17 protein-coding genes are annotated in these 19,426 nt (G+C 46.5%); 8 read left to right on the top strand and 9 right to left on the bottom strand.

All coding sequences use genetic code 11. The features are described from left to right. Positions 1-3: 3 nt before the first annotated feature. From ACXN9U_RS09705 to ACXN9U_RS09715, 3 genes are all read right to left on the bottom strand, one after another. Positions 4-1,392, bottom strand: coding sequence for a hemolysin family protein (locus tag ACXN9U_RS09705; RefSeq protein ID WP_060963185.1), 1,389 nt, complete (start codon positions 1,390-1,392; stop codon positions 4-6). Between the two features lie 231 nt (positions 1,393-1,623). Next, positions 1,624-2,868, bottom strand: a complete 1,245-nt coding sequence (locus tag ACXN9U_RS09710) for a beta-ketoacyl synthase N-terminal-like domain-containing protein (RefSeq protein WP_489201567.1) — start codon at positions 2,866-2,868, stop codon at positions 1,624-1,626. A gap of 32 nt (positions 2,869-2,900) precedes the next feature. Continuing rightward, the gene (locus ACXN9U_RS09715) at positions 2,901-4,085 is read right to left on the bottom strand and encodes a pyridoxal phosphate-dependent aminotransferase (protein WP_489201568.1); all 1,185 of its coding nucleotides are present in this window, start codon (positions 4,083-4,085) and stop codon (positions 2,901-2,903) included. A gap of 178 nt (positions 4,086-4,263) precedes the next feature. Here ACXN9U_RS09715 and cueR point away from each other — a divergent pair, with 178 nt between their 5' ends. Next, positions 4,264-4,689, top strand: a complete 426-nt coding sequence (gene cueR / locus ACXN9U_RS09720; RefSeq protein WP_016938386.1) for a Cu(I)-responsive transcriptional regulator — start codon at positions 4,264-4,266, stop codon at positions 4,687-4,689. A 61-nt stretch (positions 4,690-4,750) separates the two neighbouring features. Beyond that, positions 4,751-6,085: a hemolysin family protein gene (locus tag ACXN9U_RS09725; protein WP_016938387.1), complete on the top strand. Its 1,335-nt coding sequence runs from the start codon at positions 4,751-4,753 to the stop codon at positions 6,083-6,085. A gap of 45 nt (positions 6,086-6,130) precedes the next feature. On the opposite strand, the gene ACXN9U_RS09730 is transcribed toward ACXN9U_RS09725, so the two are convergent. Continuing rightward, complete coding sequence (locus ACXN9U_RS09730; protein WP_489201569.1) at positions 6,131-6,730, bottom strand: lysophospholipid acyltransferase family protein; 600 nt, start codon at positions 6,728-6,730, stop codon at positions 6,131-6,133. A 238-nt stretch (positions 6,731-6,968) separates the two neighbouring features. On the opposite strand from ACXN9U_RS09730, the gene sigM reads away from it, so the two are divergent. The 4 genes from sigM to ACXN9U_RS09750 all read left to right on the top strand — a co-directional run bounded on the left by sigM (position 6,969) and on the right by ACXN9U_RS09750 (position 10,291). Next, a complete protein-coding gene (gene sigM / locus ACXN9U_RS09735) occupies positions 6,969-7,460 on the top strand; it encodes an RNA polymerase sigma factor SigM (RefSeq protein WP_003155312.1) in 492 nt (163 codons plus the stop codon). Continuing rightward, positions 7,453-8,526 (top strand): anti-sigma factor, encoded by a 1,074-nt coding sequence (locus ACXN9U_RS09740; RefSeq protein WP_489201570.1) that lies wholly within the window; start codon positions 7,453-7,455, stop codon positions 8,524-8,526. The genes sigM and ACXN9U_RS09740 overlap by 8 nt, the downstream gene beginning before the upstream one ends. Beyond that, a complete protein-coding gene (locus ACXN9U_RS09745) occupies positions 8,514-8,804 on the top strand; it encodes an anti-sigma factor (protein ID WP_489201571.1) in 291 nt (96 codons plus the stop codon). Before ACXN9U_RS09740 ends, ACXN9U_RS09745 begins: the two co-directional genes overlap by 13 nt. A 134-nt stretch (positions 8,805-8,938) precedes the next feature. Then, positions 8,939-10,291 carry an IS1182 family transposase gene (locus ACXN9U_RS09750; RefSeq protein WP_060963187.1) on the top strand — a complete coding sequence of 451 codons (1,353 nt, stop codon included), beginning with the start codon at positions 8,939-8,941 and terminating at the stop codon, positions 10,289-10,291. Positions 10,292-10,420: 129 nt separating this feature from the next. Here ACXN9U_RS09750 and ACXN9U_RS09755 read toward each other — a convergent pair whose 3' ends face one another. The 4 genes from ACXN9U_RS09755 to ACXN9U_RS09770 form a co-directional block, all read right to left on the bottom strand. Further along, positions 10,421-11,776, bottom strand: coding sequence for a sodium-dependent transporter (locus ACXN9U_RS09755; protein ID WP_049628811.1), 1,356 nt, complete (start codon positions 11,774-11,776; stop codon positions 10,421-10,423). A 124-nt stretch (positions 11,777-11,900) separates the two neighbouring features. Then, a complete protein-coding gene (bcaP, locus tag ACXN9U_RS09760; protein ID WP_060963188.1) occupies positions 11,901-13,298 on the bottom strand; it encodes a branched-chain amino acid transporter BcaP in 1,398 nt (465 codons plus the stop codon). A 348-nt stretch (positions 13,299-13,646) separates the two neighbouring features. Continuing rightward, on the bottom strand, positions 13,647-14,516 hold the full coding sequence (locus ACXN9U_RS09765; protein ID WP_060963190.1) for an SDR family oxidoreductase: 870 nt from the start codon (positions 14,514-14,516) through the stop codon (positions 13,647-13,649). Positions 14,517-14,595: 79 nt separating this feature from the next. Further along, positions 14,596-15,699 (bottom strand): citrate synthase/methylcitrate synthase, encoded by a 1,104-nt coding sequence (locus ACXN9U_RS09770; protein WP_060965061.1) that lies wholly within the window; start codon positions 15,697-15,699, stop codon positions 14,596-14,598. Between the two features lie 109 nt (positions 15,700-15,808). Here ACXN9U_RS09770 and citR point away from each other — a divergent pair, with 109 nt between their 5' ends. Next, entirely contained in the window at positions 15,809-16,684 is an 876-nt protein-coding gene (gene citR / locus ACXN9U_RS09775; RefSeq protein ID WP_489201572.1) for a transcriptional regulator CitR, read from the top strand. Between the two features lie 68 nt (positions 16,685-16,752). Here citR and ACXN9U_RS09780 read toward each other — a convergent pair whose 3' ends face one another. Further along, positions 16,753-17,577: a C40 family peptidase gene (locus ACXN9U_RS09780; protein WP_489201573.1), complete on the bottom strand. Its 825-nt coding sequence runs from the start codon at positions 17,575-17,577 to the stop codon at positions 16,753-16,755. A gap of 460 nt (positions 17,578-18,037) precedes the next feature. On the opposite strand from ACXN9U_RS09780, the gene phoA reads away from it, so the two are divergent. Beyond that, positions 18,038-19,417 (top strand): alkaline phosphatase PhoA, encoded by a 1,380-nt coding sequence (gene phoA, locus ACXN9U_RS09785; protein WP_438421506.1) that lies wholly within the window; start codon positions 18,038-18,040, stop codon positions 19,415-19,417. Positions 19,418-19,426: the final 9 nt, after the last annotated feature.

Raw genomic sequence — 19,426 nt, forward strand, 5'->3', positions numbered from 1 at the left:
AGCTTATTTTTCGCTCAAGGTTGCGTTATGAAGCATGACCGTTTCAGGCACGGGCAGCGGGCGGTTTATTGTCCCCTGACCGCCCGGGCGGCCCTGTTCTTCTTTTAATTCAAGCTGTTTAATAAACCGGCCGTCCATTTCTAAGATGAGGGCAGTGTATCCCCCAATCTGTATCGACTCCCCCGCACAAATATCAATATTCCGCTTCAGCACAAGGCCTCCGATCGTGTCGACTTCCTCTTCAATCTCTGCGCCGAGCAGATGATTCACCTGATCGATCCGAACTTTTCCGTCCAGAATATAATGACGTTCGGACAGCTTTTGAATCAGCGGCTGTTCATCTTCATCAAATTCGTCTCTGATATCCCCGACGATTTCTTCAAGGATGTCTTCGGTCGTCACAAGACCGGACGTCCCGCCGTATTCATCAGACAATATCGCCAGATGAATCCGCTCTCTCTGCATTTTTATCAGCAGGTCGTGTATCGGAATCGTCTCAATGACTTCAATGACCGGGCGGACGTAAGACGTGATGGATACTTCCGCTTTTTCATCTTCTGTCATAAACAGCAAGTCTGAAAAAAGATGCTTCGTATTGATCATGCCGATGACGCTGTCTTTGTCCCCGTCTGTTACGGGCCATCGCGTATACTTGTCTTTCAGCATCATATCGAGCATTTCCGGCACGGTCATATCAGTGGAAACAGCGGCGATTTCTTTTCTCGGAATCATGATTTCCTTGGCGATCCGATTATCAAATTCAAAAATTTTATTCACAAATGTATATTCGGACGGATTGATTTCTCCGTTTTTTAAACTTTCTGACAGCAGGATCCGCAGCTCTTCTTCAGAATGGGAGCCTTCATGCTCAGATGCCGGCTTTAATCCGGCCAGACCGGTTAAAATCCTCGCGGAGCCGTTTAAGACCCAAATAAACGGGAACATGAACACGTAAAATAACCGAAGCGGCCCGGCAATCCATAGCGTCAGCTTTTCCGCTTTTTGAATCGCAACCGTTTTAGGCGCAAGCTCACCGACGACGACATGTAAAAACGTAATCAGCCCGTACGCCGCAGCAAAAGCAATCACATGCTCAGCAGAATCCGGCAGCCCCATACTCTGTAACACAGGATGAAGCATCCGCTCAAATGCAGGCTCTCCCAGTACGCCGAGCCCGATAGATGTCAGTGTAATGCCGAGCTGCGAGGCGGATAAATACTCATCAAGATCCGTAATGATACGCTTTGCGAGCACTGCCCGTCTGTTCCCTTCTGAGATGAGCTGATCGATTCTGGATCTCCTCACTCTGACGATCGCAAATTCACTCGCCACGAAAAACGCCGTTAACGCAATGAGCACACCGATTAAAATCAAACTGTCAATATCGTCCATTTCACCTTATCCCGAATTGAAGGATAAGGACGTCACCTCCTGATTTCATCGTTTTTTCTTAAGCGAGAGGAACGAAATGGGCGATTGACTACACAGAGGGCCCCATCCTGCCACCTCCTAAGTCAAAGTATGATTGTCATTTGTATATTTTATTGTATCATAACTCCATTCTTTCATCATTTTCAGATTTTTCATCATATAAAAAACAGCCTTCAAAAAAGAAGACTGCCGTTATCTGCTTCGGAAATGATTTTCTAAACAAAGCGCCGTATTAATCCCCCCGAATCCCATACTTAAACTCAACGCATGGTGTACGGTATGGGCGCTCGGCCCGTCGGTCACCCACTGAAATGAATCGTCAATCGGCTCCGTTAAATTGCGGGTCGGATGAAGCTTGGATTCCCGCATCTGCAATAGTGCGGCAATGATTTCCACCGTTCCGGCCGCACTCAGGCCGTGTCCGGTGATCGATTTTGTCGCATTAATCCGCGCGTGGGCCAGACCGCTTTCAGAAAGCGCCCGGCACTCAGTTTTATCTCCGATCGGCGAACCGGTGCCGTGGGGATTGATGTAGTCAATCTCTTTCGCTGAAAGACCGGCCCGCTCCAGCGCCTGGCGGATCACCGTCATTTCGCCTTCTGCTGAAGGATTCGGGTTGCGGTTCGCATCAGAAGCCATCCCCCAGCCCTTTAAGCCGGCCCACGAACGCGCGCCCCTCTGTTCGGCAGATTCAGCGCGTTCCAGCACAATCGCCCCGCATGCTTCTCCGAATATAAAACCGTCCGTATGCCGGTCAAACGGGCGGCAGGCGGCTTCAGGATGTTCAGCGAATTGATCAGTGCCCATTGCTCCCAATGAGCGGAGAGCGTGACACTCCATATACGACAGATCGGCCAGCGCCCCGATCACGATACAGCGGTCAAACAGGCCGCCATTGATTCCTTGGACAGCCTGGATAACAGCCGCCTGGCCGCTTGCCGACGCGCCGCCGACCGTAAAAGCCGGCCCTTTTATCCCGAATTGCTCGGTGCAAAGCCCTGATAGATCAGTATCCATAAAAGAAAGCCCGTACACCGGATTTACAAATTGCGGCGTTTCGCCGTTTTTCTCAAAGGTCTGCAGCAGTTCGCGCTGCGTCGTATTCGAGCCGCCGACGATCAGACCGGTGCGGCTGTGATCAGCACCGTCTAATTGAGCGTCATGCCACGCTTCATATAAAGCGATAAGCGCCGCCTTTCCTGATAATGCAGCCCTTCGGTACAAGCGTTTCGACAGCGCATCCGGCGGCGTTAATTCGCTAAGCTCCGCGCCGATAAACGAACTGCCCTTCTGCCGGCCGGGGCGTTTCATCACATCAAAGGCGTGCCGCCCTTCCATAAGCGCATCAAGAAACGCCTCTTTGCCCTGTCCGACCGCAGTTAAGACCCCGATTCCTGTAATGCTGATGTCTGACGTGCCAACACTTCTCCTCGACATTTGCCCGTTCTCCCATCTATATGTATTGGAAGCTATGAAGAAAAATCTTGATACAGCGCTTTGAAAATGTCCCGCGACTGTCTGATCTGTTCTATAGGCACGCTGAAAGATAAGCGGAAATAGCCGCTTCTTCCAAATCCGCTGCCGGGTACGATCAATAGTTTGTATTTCTGTGCGGCATGCATGCAGAATGCCACCTCGTCTTCAATCGGTGATTTAGGAAAAACGAAAAAGCCTCCTTTCGGCATTTCAAATTCGAAGCCGGCTTCTGTGAGGATGTCCACCATAAGGTCTCTGCGCTTACGGTAAGGTTCAGCGTCAATCGAAAGATCATCCATTTTCGCCACGGCGCGCTGCATCATGACCGGAGCGTTCACAAAGCCGAGCGTCCGGTTGCAGAAAACGAACGCATCCGTCAGAATATCTCCCTCAGGCATTTGGGCGTCAACTGCGATATACCCGAGCCTTTCCCCAGCAATGCCGAGATCTTTACTGAACGAACTGACTAAAATCACGCGGTGATGCGCCCGAAACGGATTCGCCTGCTCTTCGCCGTAGATCAGCTGGCTGTAAGGTTCGTCAAATAAAATAAAGATGCTTTGTCCGTTCCGTTCCTCGGCTTCTTTTAATAAGGCGCCCAATTCATTAAGATTTTTCTGGCTCAGCACAGTTCCCGTCGGATTATGCGGCGTATTGACGATCAGCCCTTTCGTACGGGGAGTGATCGCTTCTCTCACCGCTTCAATATCAATCTCAAATGAGTCAGTCAGCGGACAGATGACGGGTCTGCCGCGGTAATTTTCAACATACGCTTTGTATTCCGCAAAATAAGGCGAAAGAAGGATGACTTCTTCCTCCGGGTTCAATATGCTCTTGAGCGCAACATTCAGCGCTCCGCCGGCTCCGACCGTCATCACTGTATGCCTGGCGGAAATTTCAGTCTGAAACCGCTTTGACAAAAAGCCCGCAACCTTCTCTCTCGCCTCCGGAAGCCCTTGGTTTTGTATATATCCGTGCCGTCCTGTTTCAGCCGCTTCGCATAGCGCCTTTTTAAATGTTTCCGGAGGCTCACAAACCGGATTTCCTATAGAAAAGTCAAACACCTTATCGGCGCCGAATTCTTTTTTCAGCCGCGCGCCTTCATCAAATAGTTTGCGTATCCATGATCCTTTCTCCAGATTTTCTGTCACTTCCCGTGATAAACCGCCCATTGTCATCTGTCCCTTCTGTCTTTTTCTGCCGTTTCTATTTACAATGATTATGAAAGATTTACATAGCGCAGTCAACGCTTTTTCAGGATCATGCCGCCCGGTTTCAAGAGAAAGACGGAAAACAATAAACTTGTGCAAACTCCCCTTCATATATTAAACTATTCTCATAACTATAACGTGATGGTTGGGGAGGGATTTAGATGGGGCTGAGACTTATCGCATCAGTGAATTAGCAGAGCTTGCCGGTGTAACGAAACGCACGGTGGATTACTACACAAACCTCGGGCTTTTAAAGCCTGGCAGGTCTTGTTCAAACTATCGTTACTACGATACACTTGCACTCAATCGGTTAAAGTTTATAGTCGCTTGTAAAAAGCAGCGATTGGCCCTGTCTGATATAAAAGACCGACTGGAGAACCAGTTTCCCTCTTCAGCCTTGCCTGACGATATTGGAAATCTGGCATCGGAAATTGATCACATGAATCAAAACATCTCCGGGATCTTGCATCGGTTTGAAAAGCTTGAACCAGAGGAGCGCGCACAGCTGAAAAAAAAGCTGGCTCCTGAAAAGCTTGCAGTGCTTCAATCATTTATGCTGCTGTTAAGTTAAACCATTATCTTACTAACAGGAGGTGTTACCTTCATCTTCCCAAAAGGAGTGAAGGTTCTAATTGGACATTGTGAATTTGATTTTAGTCGCGGTTTTAATCGCGCTGACGGCATTTTTCGTAGCATCTGAGTTTGCGATAATCAGAATCAGAGGCTCACGGGTTGACCAGCTTATAGCAGAAGGAAATAAAGCCGCAATCGGTGTCAAAAAAGTGACCACGCATTTAGATGAGTATTTATCAGCGTGTCAGCTCGGCATAACATTGACTTCAATTGGTCTTGGTGTCTTAGGCGAATCAACGATTGAACGCCTGCTTCATCCGCTTTTCACAAAGATAAACGTACCAAGCTCACTATCGCACATTATTTCATTTATTCTCGCCTACGCGGTCATTACGTTTTTACACGTGGTCGTCGGAGAATTGGCGCCGAAAACAGTCGCCATCCAAAAAGCGGAAGCCGTTTCGATGCTGTTTTCAAAACCGCTCATTTGGTTTTACCGCATCATGTTCCCGTTTATATGGCTTCTGAACAACTCCGCCCGTCTTTTAACGAAGATGTTCGGCCTGGAGCCGGTGTCAGAAAACGAGCTTGCCCACTCTGAAGAAGAGCTGCGCATCATTTTATCGGAAAGCTATAAAAGCGGTGAAATCAACCAGTCTGAATTTAAATACGTGAACAAAATCTTTGAATTTGACGACAGACTTGCAAAAGAAATCATGATTCCGCGTACGGAAATCGTCAGTCTGCCGCATGATATCAAAATTTCTGAAATGATGGACATCATTCAGATTGAAAAATATACCCGTTACCCTGTCGAAGAGGGTGACAAAGATAATATTATCGGCGTCATTAACATTAAAGAAGTGCTGACCGCCTGCATCAGCGGCGAAGTATCCGTCGACTCGCCGATTACTGAATTTGTCAATCCGATCATCCATGTGATTGAGTCGGCACCGATTCACGACCTGCTTGTGAAAATGCAGAAGGAGCGGGTTCATATGGCGATTCTGTCGGACGAATACGGCGGAACCGCAGGACTTGTCACCGTTGAAGACATCATCGAAGAAATCGTCGGGGAAATCCGTGATGAATTTGATATAGATGAAATCAACGAAATCCGCAAACTCGGCGACGGCCATTACATGCTTGACGGTAAGGTTCTGATTGATCAAGTGAACGAACTGCTCGGCATCCATTTGGAAAATGACGAAGTCGACACCATCGGCGGCTGGTTCCTTACACAGAAATACGACGTCGAACAATACGACTCGATTATCGAAGAAGGCTGTGAATTTATTATTAATGAAATTGACGGCCATCACGTCGCATATATCGAAGTAAAAAAACTGGCGTTTGATGAACTGCTGGAAACCGCTGAACAAAAAGAAGCATAACCAAAAAAAGCTTGCCCGTCTGATACAGACGGCAAGCTTTTTTGTTTACATTTGTTCCAGTTTTTTCTCAAGGTCTTTAATTCTGGCATTCAGCTCTTCTGTCATGGCCGCAAGCCTCTCCTTCGGCGCAAGGTCGGCAAAGTCCTCCAAAAAAATCGGCTTGCCGATGATAAGCCGCATTTTTCCCTTTTTAAACAGCTCTTTTCCCGCAGACGGTCCGCTGTATGCGGCCGGAACGAGCGGCGCTTTTCCCATTTGGGCGATGGTCACGGCCCCTCTTTTCAGCGGGACGTCTTCAGAAGTTCTCGTGCCGCTTGGAAAAATCCCGACAATCTTCCCTTCCTTCAGAAGCTTAATCGGCGTTTTAATGCTGCTCGGACCCGGATTTTCACGATCAACCGGAAACGCGTGAATCTTCTTCAAAAAACTTCCGATCCACTTTTTCTGAAACAGCTCTTTTTTCGCCATATAATGAATCTGATGAGGCAATATTCCGACTCCGAGCGTGAGGACGTCCACCCAGCCCGCATGCGTGCAGGCGATAACGAACCCTTTATCAGACGGAAGATTCGCTTTATTGTATACTTTGACTCCTCCGCGCAGAGAAAGAATGAATTTGATGGCATTTGCACAAAACTTATACATAACGCACTTCCTTTGTTGTAATGATCAAAAGTGTTCTCTCTCTATTATAACAATATTTTTTATTACCTGGTACTAATAAATATATTTTTCCTCCGCCGATCTCTATCTTTTATGACGGATTTTGGGTACTATAGAGAAATGGTGTTTGATGAGGTGAAAATGAAATTAAGCCGTTTGCATGGAACGTGCAACTTTAAACCTTTCTTATGCGTGTATAACATAGAGGGGAGAAAAGGCAGTGACGATCGATGAAATTTACCAAATGTATATGAATGATGTTTACCGGTTCCTGCTCTCCATGACAAAAGACAAGCATCTCGCTGAAGATTTGCTGCAGGAAACCTTTATGAGGGCATACATACACATTCACTCCTACGATCACAGCAAAGTAAAGCCATGGCTTTTTCAAGTGGCGAGAAATGCGTTTATAGATTATGTCAGAAAACATAAGAAGGAAGTGACCATTTCCGATGACTTAATTGGGAGCCTTTTTCAGACGGCTGTTCAAAGCCCGGCTCATCAGATTGAAATCAAGGAAGTGCTGACAGGGTATATGTCCGAACTTCCCGACAATTATCGGGAGGCCTTAACACTGTATTATTTAAAAGAACTGAATTACAAAGAAGCATCCCATATTATGAATATTTCAGAGGCTAATTTTAAAAGTGTTTTATTTCGTGCCAGACAGCGGCTGAAAGCACTTTATAATAGAGGTGTTAATGATGAATGAAGAATTTAAAAAGCGTTTTTACCAATACAAAAATGGAGAAATGAGCGACCGGGAAATGGCCACCTTTGAAGAAGAGCTGGAAAAGCTGGAAGTCTATCAGGAGCTGATTGAAAGCGAAATGCAGGACGACCGGGAATGGGACGTCGGCATCAGCCCCGAAAAACAGAAGGCCATTTTATCATACGGAAAACGCAAATCGTATTTGCGGATTTCAGTTCTCGCCGTCATCTCCACTTTGATGATTTTGCCGCTTTGCACTTTAGGAAGCTACCTCTATTATGGTTTGGGAGGAAAAGAAAGCACCGGTAATCAATTAATGGAGACCGCGGCCGTGACGGTGGCGACCACAATGCCGAACGTCCTCGTCGATACCTCCGGACTGAAAAGCCAGGTGAAGCTGTTTGGAATGAATACGGAATTTCCGCTGCAAAAGCAGATCGGCACAAAAACGAAATCCGTCGGCGGAGAACGGATTGAAATGTTTTTAGATACGGTCAAATCGCCTGCCGTGAACTACTATGATTTAGACGCGGCACAGGCAAAGCATTATTTCGCCCATCCTTCCGGCTTAAAGAAGCGTACGGTCGACAAAGCCGGACAGACATTAAAAAAATTGCCTGAAGGCAGCGTGGCTGAGGTCTATCTTTCCTATGACCGGGCCTACCCTTCTTCCCAAGTATATTCAGCCTTTAAAAAATACGATGTGAAGTTTTTATGGAACGCGGTCGAAACGGAGAAAAATCTGAAAGACAGTCCTTATGCCGAGCCGTTAGGATTTCCCGGGAAAGATTCTAAGATGGCTTCCTCTTTTGAAGCGCAGGGACAGACAGACAGAGAACAATTCACCAGCGCTCTTGAATTTATGTCCCGCCATAAAAAATGGGCGCATGCGATATCGAAACGCAAAGACATGAACCTGAGCAGCAGAATCGACTATGTCGAACATCACGGAATGAATGTATACGGCTCTGTCGTGACGGGGCCGACAAAAGAAATCGAACGTCTGCTGAAAAACAAAACAGTAAAAGCAGCAAACATCGGTGAGGTGGAATTATGGAATTGGTAAGAATTTTTAAAGAGCATAATGTTTTCGGCTGGATATCAGTCGGTACCGCGATTTTGTCGCTGCTGCTGTTGAACGTGGCAATCATCAGCAATGTAACTTTCTATTCTTATCAGATGCTGCCGTTTGCAATGGCCGCCGTGCCGTTCGGCATCATTGAGCTGTTTATTAAAAAAGGCCGGACGGGCCCGGGGCTGCTCGGCGTCATCCTCAACCTTTTCATCATTGTCTGTGTATATACGATCGTTGCCGTTGATACGAATCTGCAATTCGGTTTTTAACCATAAAATAAAAACAGGCCCTTTGACAGGGCCTCAGGCTGTCGAGAAAATCTCGACAGCCTTTATTTTTCCTTAAAATATCCATTCTCCTGTATTAAAATAAAAGAAAGACTAAAAAGGACGGTGTCTTTCTCATGTTCCACACAAGAAACTCTTCTCAAAACACAGCCGAATTTGTTTTGCTTGACCAACTCGTCGAAGAAGATCATCTGCTTCGAAAAATTGATAAACACATAGACTTCTCTTTTATCATTGAAAAGGTTAAGCCTTACTACAGCGAAAACAAAGGCCGCCCTTCACTCGATCCGCTGATTTTATTCAAAATGATGTTTATCGGCTACCTCTACGGTATCCGTTCAGAAAGACAGCTCGAAAAAGAAATTTACTACAATATGGCATACAGATGGTTTCTCGGATTGAACATAAATGATCCAGTTCCGCATCACTCCACCATCAGCTGGAACAGACGCACACGCTTTAAAGATACAACCATCTTCCAAGACATCTTTGATGAGATCGTTCTTCAGGCCATCAATCATGACATGGTGGGCGGACGTGTCCTATTCACTGATTCAACTCATCTGAAAGCCAATGCCAACAAGCATAAATACACAAGAAAAACAATTGCGCAGGATACCCAAAACTATATCAAGGATTTAAATGAAGCCATACAAGAGGATCGGGAGGAACACGGAAAAAAGCCGTTAAAAGTCAAAGAGGAGGTGAAAGCTGAAAAAGAGATCCGCCACAGTACAACTGATCCGGAAAGTGGATATATGTATCGTGAAAATAAACCGGAGGGTTTCTTTTATTTAGATCACCGAACAACGGATATGAAACATAACATTATCACCGACGCCTATGTCACGCCCGGAAATGTCCATGATTCTGTACCTTATCTTGACCGATTGGATCACCAAATCGCACGATTTGATTTTGATGTAGAAGCCGTCGCTCTTGATTCTGGTTATTTAACGACCCCGATCTGTAAAGGATTAGCTGACCGCCATATTTTTGGCGTTATTGCCTATAGACGATATCACCCTGCCAGAGGCTTGTTTCCAAAATGGAAATTTCATTATGACAGTGAACAAGATAGATACATTTGTCCAAATCACCAAACACTTACATACTCAACAACTGACCGAAAAGGCTACCGGTCATATAAATCAAATCCTGAAATCTGTTCCGCATGCCCATTGCTTGCACAATGCACAAAATCAAAGAACCGCCAAAAGGTCATCACCCGGCATGTATGGGAGGACCATAAAGAAAGGGTCAGACAAAATCGCTTGTCTGTTTCAGGAAAAAACCTCTACAAAAAAAGAAAAGAAAAAATAGAGCGAAGCTTTGCAGATTCAAAACAGCTGCATGGGCTTCGCTATTGCAGGTTGAGGGGAAAGCGGAATGTGAGCGAGCAAGTCCTCCTCACAGCCGCATGCCAGAATATGAAGAAGATTGCCACATACCTAGCCAAACAAGGCTAGGCATGTGGGAGCTCTTTTTCTGCATCTGAAACCTGATGAATATCTAAAGAAACTGTATAAAACAAAAAAGCTTGTAGAAAAAACATCGTTTTCTCTACAAGCTGAGGCCCTTTGACAGGGCCTGTTTTTTTAAAATGAAAGAACGCCGATTAAATGCAGCAATACGACAATGATAGCCAGCGGCACAAGATATTTCAAAAGGAAATACCACAGCTGAAAGAAACGATAGCCGACGGCGGAACCGCTTTTCATCTCGGCAAACAGCTCCCGCTTCGGTATTTTCAGCGGGATGAAGATTGATATTAATAAAGCGCCGAGCGGAATCAGCACATTGCTCACTGTGAAATCCGCCAGATCAAAAAACGTTTTTCCGAACAAATGAACATCACTGAGAACACCGTATGATAAACACGACGGAATTCCGACTAAGAAAATGAGCAGACCGCTTGTCCACGACAGCTTCTTCCTTTTCGTTTCATCACCTTTCCCTACAGTCGCCACGATAATTTCCACCATCGAAAAGGCCGAAGTCAGTGCGGCAAAGAAAAAGACCGCCAGAAAGCTGATGAAAAACAGCGAGCCGAACGGCAGCCGGTCAAACACAGCCGGCAGTACGGTAAACAGCAGTGTAGGCCCTTCATCCGGTTTAAAGCCGAACGAAAAAACCGCCGGAAAAATGGCCAGTCCCGCAAACAGCGTGACGAGCACATTCATGATGACAATGGAACCCGCCGATCCCGGAAGGTTTTGGTTTTTCGGCAGATACGAACTGTACGTCACCATGACCGATACGCCGAGCGTTAATGTAAAAAACGCCTGTCCTAAAGCATAAAGGATGGATTCCGGCGTCAAATCTTCAAAGTGCGGAACCAATAAAAATTTAATTCCCTCAACGGCATGGTCAAGCGTGACAGAACGCAGCACAAGCAGCAGAAACAGCACGAATAAAATCGGCATCAGCACCGCACTGACACGTTCAATCCCTTTCTGCACGCCTTTTGCGACGACCGCCACCGTCATGATCATAAATACCAGCTGTGCGGCGAGAGTCTGGAGCGGATTTTCAATGACCGTCCCGAATACCGTGCCGTACTGCTCCTGAGTGAGCCCGGATAAAGAACCGGTAACGGCTTTCAGCACATAGAGCAAAATCCACCCGCCGACAACACTGTAAAAAGACAAAACTAAAAAACAGGCCGCCACACCCACATAACCCGTAAGGTGCCATACCGACTTCGGCGCGGCTTGTTTGTAGGCATCAATCGCGTTTGTCTGGCTCCGTCTTCCGAAAATAAATTCACCGAGCAAAAGCGGATAGCCTAAAAGCACGGTAAAGAGGACGAATACAAGAAAAAAAGCGCCTCCCCCGTTTGTACCCGCTACGTAAGGGAACTTCCAAATGGCTCCCAGGCCGATCGCCGAACCGGCGGCGGCCATAATAAATCCTATTTTTGAGGCCCATTGAACCCTTTTTTGGTCAGACACCACTTTCCACTTCCCTTCCGCCCTATATTATCCCTTATTCACCGCGATAACTTAAGCCCATTTCAATATGTTTAACTATTCTGAAAAACACAAAAAGAGCGGCAGATACCGCTCCTTTTGCCAATTATCCGTTTAATTTCGAATGCTTTCTCGAATATAAGAAATAAATCACCAGACCTATGATCAGCCAGATAAAGAAACGGATGATAGTGGCAGCGCCAAGGTTAATAATCAAAAACACGCAGAACAGAATGGACAACATCGGAATAAAGGGAACTCCCGGACATTTAAAAGCCCTCGGCAGATCAGGCTGTTTCTTTCTCAGCACGATAACCGCCACGGAAATCATGACAAACGCGGCAAGCGTTCCGATGTTTACGAGCTTCGCCAGTTCATCAAGCGGGACGAGCGCTCCCAGCAATGCCGACAGAATACCGAACACCCACGTCACCACGTGCGGCGTTTTATGCTTCGGATGGACTTTTGAAAGCGCCCCCGGCACTAAACCGTCACGGGACATGGCAAACATCACCCTCGTCTGGCCGTACAGCATGACGAGCATCACCGTCGTCATTCCCAACACTGCGCCGATATCAATAATCCCGGCCACCCAATTCTGACCCGCCATCTGCAGGACGAGAGAAACGGGATGGTCAACGCCTTCAAAACCGGCAAACGGTACAACGCCCGTCATAATCGCCGATACGGTCACATACAGCACGGTGCAGATGATTAATGAAAAAATAATTCCTTTCGGCAGATCCTTCGCCGGATTTTTCGTTTCCTCTGCGGCGGAAGAGACGGCGTCAAAACCGATAAAGGAGAAGAAAACGAGCGCCGCGGCACTGAAAACACCGCCGAACCCCATCGGCATAAACGGCTGCCAGTTGTGCGGTTTGACATATACGGCCGCAACGGCGATAAACAACAAAACAACCAGAATTTTCAGAATTACCATAATATTATTGACCCGCTTCGATTCCTTAATGCCTAAGTAGAGAAGGAATGTAATCGCAAGCACAATAACAAATGCTGGAAGATTAAAGAATGTGACCGTGCCTTTAACAGAACCCGGAGCGGCCGTTAATGCGGTCGGAAGATGGATGCCGACCCCCGCCAAAAATGATTGAAAATAACCGGACCAGCCGACCGAAACCGCGCTGACGGCGAGCATATATTCCAAGATTAAATCCCATCCGATGATAAACGCGAGAAGTTCACCCAATGTCGCATAAGTAAATGTGTAGACGGAACCTGAAACCGGGACGCTTGAAGCAAATTCAGCATATGACAAAGCCGCAAATAAACATGCTAAAGCGGCTATGACAAATGAAACGGTCAGCCCGGGTCCAGCCGTAACTGCGCCTGTTCCGGTTAAAACAAAAATACCCGTTCCGATGATGGCCCCTATCCCGAGAAGGGTCAGATCAAAGGCCCCCAATTCCCTTTTCAGCGACTTTTCGCCGCCCGTTGCGGCAAGCAGGTCCTGAATGCTTTTCTTTCTGAATATGCTCCCCTTCATCCGCTTCACTCCTTGTATATCAATCTCTTAAGTTAGAATATTCAGATAACAACAACGATAATGACTAAATTCTTATTTTTCGCATGAAATGTCTCAATACATCATTCCTTTCTCCTACATCATATTATAACGAAAAATAAAAAAATGAAAATAACTTTTTTGAAAATTCTCTATATTAAATTTAATGTATTTACAAAACAGAACATGAATGGGAAAACGTCCCGTTATTACAGCGGGTTAACGCCTATTATCATCTTTGAATTCACGATTGACCTGACGACAGGTTTTTTAACATTATATAGAAATAAAAATCCCGCACTTTTAAAAGTGCGGGATAAGACTTAAGGATTATGTTGAAATAAATCTGCCTCCATTTACGTGAATGGTCTGTCCTGTCATATAGGAAGATTCGTCTGAAGCCAAAAGCACGTAGGCTCCGGCGTGTTCAGCAGGCTGTCCCGGTCTTCCCATCGGGGTATCCAGACCGTGCTTTTCCACCTTTTCTTCAGTAAATGTCGCAGGGATCAAAGCGGTCCAGATCGGGCCCGGGGCCACTGCATTTACCCTGATCCCCTGATCGGCCAATGACTTCGCCATCGAACGTGTAAAGGAAACGATGCCGCCTTTCGTGCACGAATAGTCAATCAATGATGTATCGCCCTGATAAGCGGTAATAGATGTTGTGTTAATAATGGCGCTCCCTCTTTTCAGATGAGGCAGCACAGCCTTTGTCATATGAAACATGGAAAACATGTTTGTGCGGAAGGTCTTCTCCAGCTGTTCAGCCGTAATATCAAGGATCCCGTTTTGCGGATGCTGCTCAGCGGCATTATTCACAAGAATATCAATTTTTCCGTAGTGATCCAACACTTGCCGGACCGCCTTCTGACAATGCGCCTCATCACCGACGTCTCCCGGAATTAACAGGCATTCGGCCTGACATTCTTCCGCACGCTTTTTCGTTCTCTCGGCATCGGCATGTTCGTCAAGGTACAGGATGGCAAGATCTGCTCCCTCCTTCGCGTAAGCAATCGCAGCCGCTGCGCCGATGCCGCTGTCTCCGCCCGTGATGACGGCGACTTTTCCTTTTAGTCTGCCCGACCCTTTTACATCCGGGTATTCCAAGAGCGGTTTCGGCTCCATTTCTGACTCAGTGCCGGGCTGGCGGTTTTGCACCTGCGGTTTTTGACCTTCTGTCTGTCTGTCCATCGGATTCATGTTCTCACACTCCTGCATTTGGTATTACTGAGACGATACCACGGAGTGCGGATCACTAAACGGACAAATATGCCGATGCTTAAAGCTGCTGAGCCGTTTCGGGAAAGGCTCCGGTGTATTGCGCAGACGGCCTGAAAATCATGTTGTCAGCTGACTGTTCAAGCACGTGTGCGCACCAGCCCGCCATTCGGCTTGCCGAAAAAGTCGGCGTAAACAAAGCATTATCCACATCAATAGCCTGCATGACGGCCGCCGCGTAAAATTCTACATTTGTATACAGCTTCCGTCCGGGCTTATATTGCTCTAATAAACGGATAGCTTCCTTCTCCACATAAAGCGCCAAATCAAGCGACGGATCATTTCCGGCCACCTCTTCAGCCTTTATGCGCAATGCTTCCGCCCGCGGATCTTTTGTTTTGTATACTCTGTGCCCGAAGCCCATCAGGCGCTCTCCCCTCATAAGCTTTGCTGTCAAATATGCTTCTGCGTTTTCTTTCTGTCCAATGTCTTCAAGCATTTTCGTTACACCGGAAGGCGCGCCTCCGTGCAGCGGCCCTTTCATCGTGCCCAGTGCGGAAGTGACGGCAGACACTAAGTCGGATTCAGTGGAAACGGTGACTCTCGCTGAAAAAGTCGATGCATTCATCCCGTGCTCCATCGCCAGAATCATATACGTTTCAAGCGCTTTCTTTTGAGCTTCGGACGGCTGCCTGCCGGTCAGCATATACAAATAGTTTTCAACGTGCCCGTATCGCGCCTCAGGCGGCAGTGCTTCCTGCCCTTGTTTACGGCGGTATCTGTACGCAATAATCGTCGGTGTGACGGCAATCAGTTTAATCGCTTCTTCCGGCTTAGGCGGATATGTAAATGAATCTGTCCCCAAACCTGAAACAGCCGTTCTCAGCACCGCCATATCGTCCATATTGTCCGGAAGCGTTTCCAGCAGGTCGATCAGATGTTTCGGCAGTCCGCGCTCGGCTGCAAGTTTTTCCTGAAACGCAAGCAATTGCTGTTCATCAGGAAGCGTCCCGTTTAAGATGAGATACGCCGCTTCTTCAAAACTGGATTGGAGCGCGATATCCTTCGCGTTATATCCGCGATATATCAAATGCCCCTTTTCTCCGTCAATGTGGCTGATCGCCGTTTCTGCACAAGTAATTCCTTTCAATCCATGATAAATCAATTTCATTCCCCCTTATCCTCTTTCTGTTATTATAGTAAATATAATATTTAAAAAATAATGAATATTTTTAAGGGAATTAATTAAAACTTTTAATCAGAGGAGTGCATCTATGGATTTTAAATGGCTTCACACCTTCGTCACCGCAGCAAAATATGAGAATTTCAGAAAAACGGCGGAAACACTTTTTTTATCCCAGCCGACCGTCACCGTTCATATAAAATTGTTAGAGAAAGAAATCAGCTGTAAGCTGTTTCAGCGAAGCGGCCGGAAAATACAATTGACGGAGGAAGGAAAAGCATACGTTCCGTTTGCCATGAGGCTTTTGGAAGACTATGAAAACAGCATGGCGGAGCTGCACAGGGTTCGCCAAGGCTACTTCCACACGCTGACGCTCGCTGTTTCGCCGCTTATCGCCGACACCGTTCTTCCGTCTGTCATGAAGCGTTACACAGAGGACAATAAAGAGACCGAAATGACGGTCACCATTTACGAATCGGAAGAAATCGCCTCTCAAATCAGAAACGGCTCAGCCGATATCGGACTGAGCTGCTTAAAGGTGCAATCATCTTCCCTCACATGCCGCCCCCTGTACAATGACCCCGTTGTGCTCGTCGCGCCCCCCGGCCGAAAACCAGAATCAGGGAAAGCGGATGAAGTGAAAGACCTGCTCGGACGATATCTGCTTTTGACCCATAACCATCCTGACTATTGGGATGATTTGCTCCGTCAGGTCAGAATACAGTTCCCCTTTGTCAGAACGATGAAGGTGACACAGACACATATTACGAAACGATTTATTAAAGAGGGGCTGGGCGTCTCATTTCTGCCTCTGTCAGCGGTACGGGCCGAACTCGCCGAAGGCAGCATAATAGAAATCCCGTGCGATTTCGCCCAGATGCCGAGCGCGGGCGCCTACGCCATCGCCCTCCATGAAAATGAAAAAAAGAAAACCTTTTTAGATTTTTTATCACATTTTCATTTTTAGGTGAAACATATGGAGCGCTGTTCCCTCTAAATAAAAAACCCGTTCTGATGAACGGGTTTCTCTGGCTGCTAGAATCTTTTCGCGCCCAGGTAGCGCGGCTTCCAGTAGCTGTTATTCAGGTCACTTGTTGCGACGCCGTCGGAACCGGCATGGATGAACTTGTTGTTTCCGATGTACACACCCATGTGTGAAGGGCCGGCCTGATAGGTTGTAAAGAAGACGAAGTCGCCTTTAGACGGGCTGGACACGCTCTTCATTGAGCTCCAGTAACCCGCAGTGCTTGTTCTTCCGACACTCGTCTGTTTGTTCAGAAGGTACCAGATAAATCCGCTGCAGTCAAAGCCGGAAGTCGTTGTTCCGCCCCATACATACGGCGTGCCGATTAAAGATTGCGCATCAGAAATCAGCTTGTTTACATTCAGGCTCGTCTGTGCAGCATTATGGCTGGATGAAGGCTGCTTTGATGACGAAGAACCTGAAGACGCTGAACCGGAAGTTGATCCTTTTACTTTAAGCACTTGCCCGATGCGGATCATGTCCGTTTTTAAACCGTTTAAACTTTTCAATTGGTTTACAGTCATTTTATATTTGTTCGCAATTTTCCAAAGGCTGTCGCCTTTTACGACTTTATATGTAGACGATGATGACTTGCTGCCCGAATTTGAACCTGAAGATGATTTACCATTGATCGAAAGCGTCTGGCCGATGTAAATGATATCCGATTTTAATTTGTTCTCAGATTTAATGGAATTAATTGACGTTCCGTACCGATTTGAAAGTCCCCATAATGTATCGCCTTTTTTTACCTTAATTGTTTGCGCAGATGCCGCACCCGCAAACAAAGTCGTCCCTAAAACCACTGCCGTCGTTGCTGTAACAAGTTGCTTTTTCATTTTTTCCTCCCTGAATGATTCTATCTATTTTATAAGTCTCTTTTTTAAAGTTTTTATCTGTTTCCTATTATAAGGTTCAATTTCCACTAGAAATAGACTTGACTTCCCGTGACAAATTTCTTACTAATTCGTTTTTGAAAAAAGTTTTTAAGGGTATTAAATATTTCAATTTGATTTCAAACGTGACGAAAAAAGAGTCTTTTTGTCATGTTTTTTTCCTGTGATCCTCGCGTTTTGGAAAATAAAGAAATTTATTTTCCATATTACCCCTTGTTAAAAAAACCCTCATCTTTTTTGAAAAAGTGAATGATTTTCACTTTTTCTTGAAAACATAACCTTACTTGGGAATTTACATTTCTAACAATGTTTCACCTGAAATTTACAGGAGGGACAGGCGTTCTTTACAAACATCCCCTACCATTAGACATGCAGACCACGATTAAAGGAGGACGATTTGAGAATGAGTCTATTTAAACAGGTTCGGTCAAAACTTCTGCCGGCGGCAGCCGTATCCGTGCTGACAGCCGGTTTGATTGCGGGTGCGGGATTTCAGCACTCCGAACAGGCTGCGGCAAAAAAACAGCCTGACAAAAATGAGATCAGAAACGTCATCTTCATGGTCGGAGACGGAATGGGAGCGCCTTACATGAACGCCTACCGTTCGGTCATTAACAAAGGAAAGCCCTCAGACGGCATGAAACTGACGGCATTTGACCCCAATCTCACCGGCATGATGATGACTTATCCTAATGATCCTGATTCCACTATCACCGATTCCGCGGCAGCCGGCACGGCAATGGCCACCGGCGTGAAAACGTATAACGCGGCGATCGGAGTCGATAAAAAAGGAAAGCGGGTAAAATCTGTCCTCGAAGAAGCGAAACAAAGAGGCAAATCCACCGGACTTGTCGCAACTTCAGAGATTGCCCACGCCACCCCTGCGGCTTTCGGCGCGCATAACAAATCAAGAAAAAATATGGATGAAATCGCAAGCAGCTACTTTGATGACCGGATCAACGGGAAGCAGAAAGTGGATGTACTCCTCGGCGGCGGCAAATCAAACTTTATCCGTAAAGACCGCAATATAACGAAGGATTTCAAAAAAGCGGGATACAGCTACGTGACATCAAAACAGGAGCTTAAAAAGGACCGCAATAAAAACGTTCTCGGCCTGTTTGCCGATGGCGGACTCGACAAAGCAATCGACCGCTCAAACGACGTGCCTTCATTAGAAGACATGACAACAGCGGCGATCGACAGATTGAATAAGAATAAAAAAGGGTTTTTCTTAATGGTCGAAGGCAGCCAAATTGACTGGGCCGGACATGACAATGATATCGTCGGCGCAATGAGCGAAATGAAGGATTTTGAAAAAGCGTATAAAGCAGCGATCGCATTTGCCAAAAAGGACAAACATACGCTTGTCATTGCCACTGCTGATCATACGACCGGCGGATTGACGATCGGCGCGAATAACGATAAAAACTGGCATGTTGAACCGATTCTTGCCGCGAAAAAAACACCGGCATTTATGGCTGACCAAATCAAAGCGGGCAAATCCGTATCTTCCGTACTTGCGCGTTATACCGGCCTGAAATGCTCAAAAGCCGAAATCAACCAGATCGAAACGGCGGCAAAGCAGGATAAGGACAAGGGCGCCTACAAAGCGATCATTAAGCTCTTTAATGCGAAAACCAACAGCGGCTGGACAACCGGCGATCATACGGGCGAAGAAGTTCCGGTTTACGCATACGGACCGGGAAAAGAATCGTTTACAGGACTTTTAAACAACACGGATCAGGCGAAAAAGATCTTTCACATTCTAAAAAACGGCAAATAAAAAAAGGAT

Source organism: Bacillus sp. BACIII (assembly GCF_057836745.1).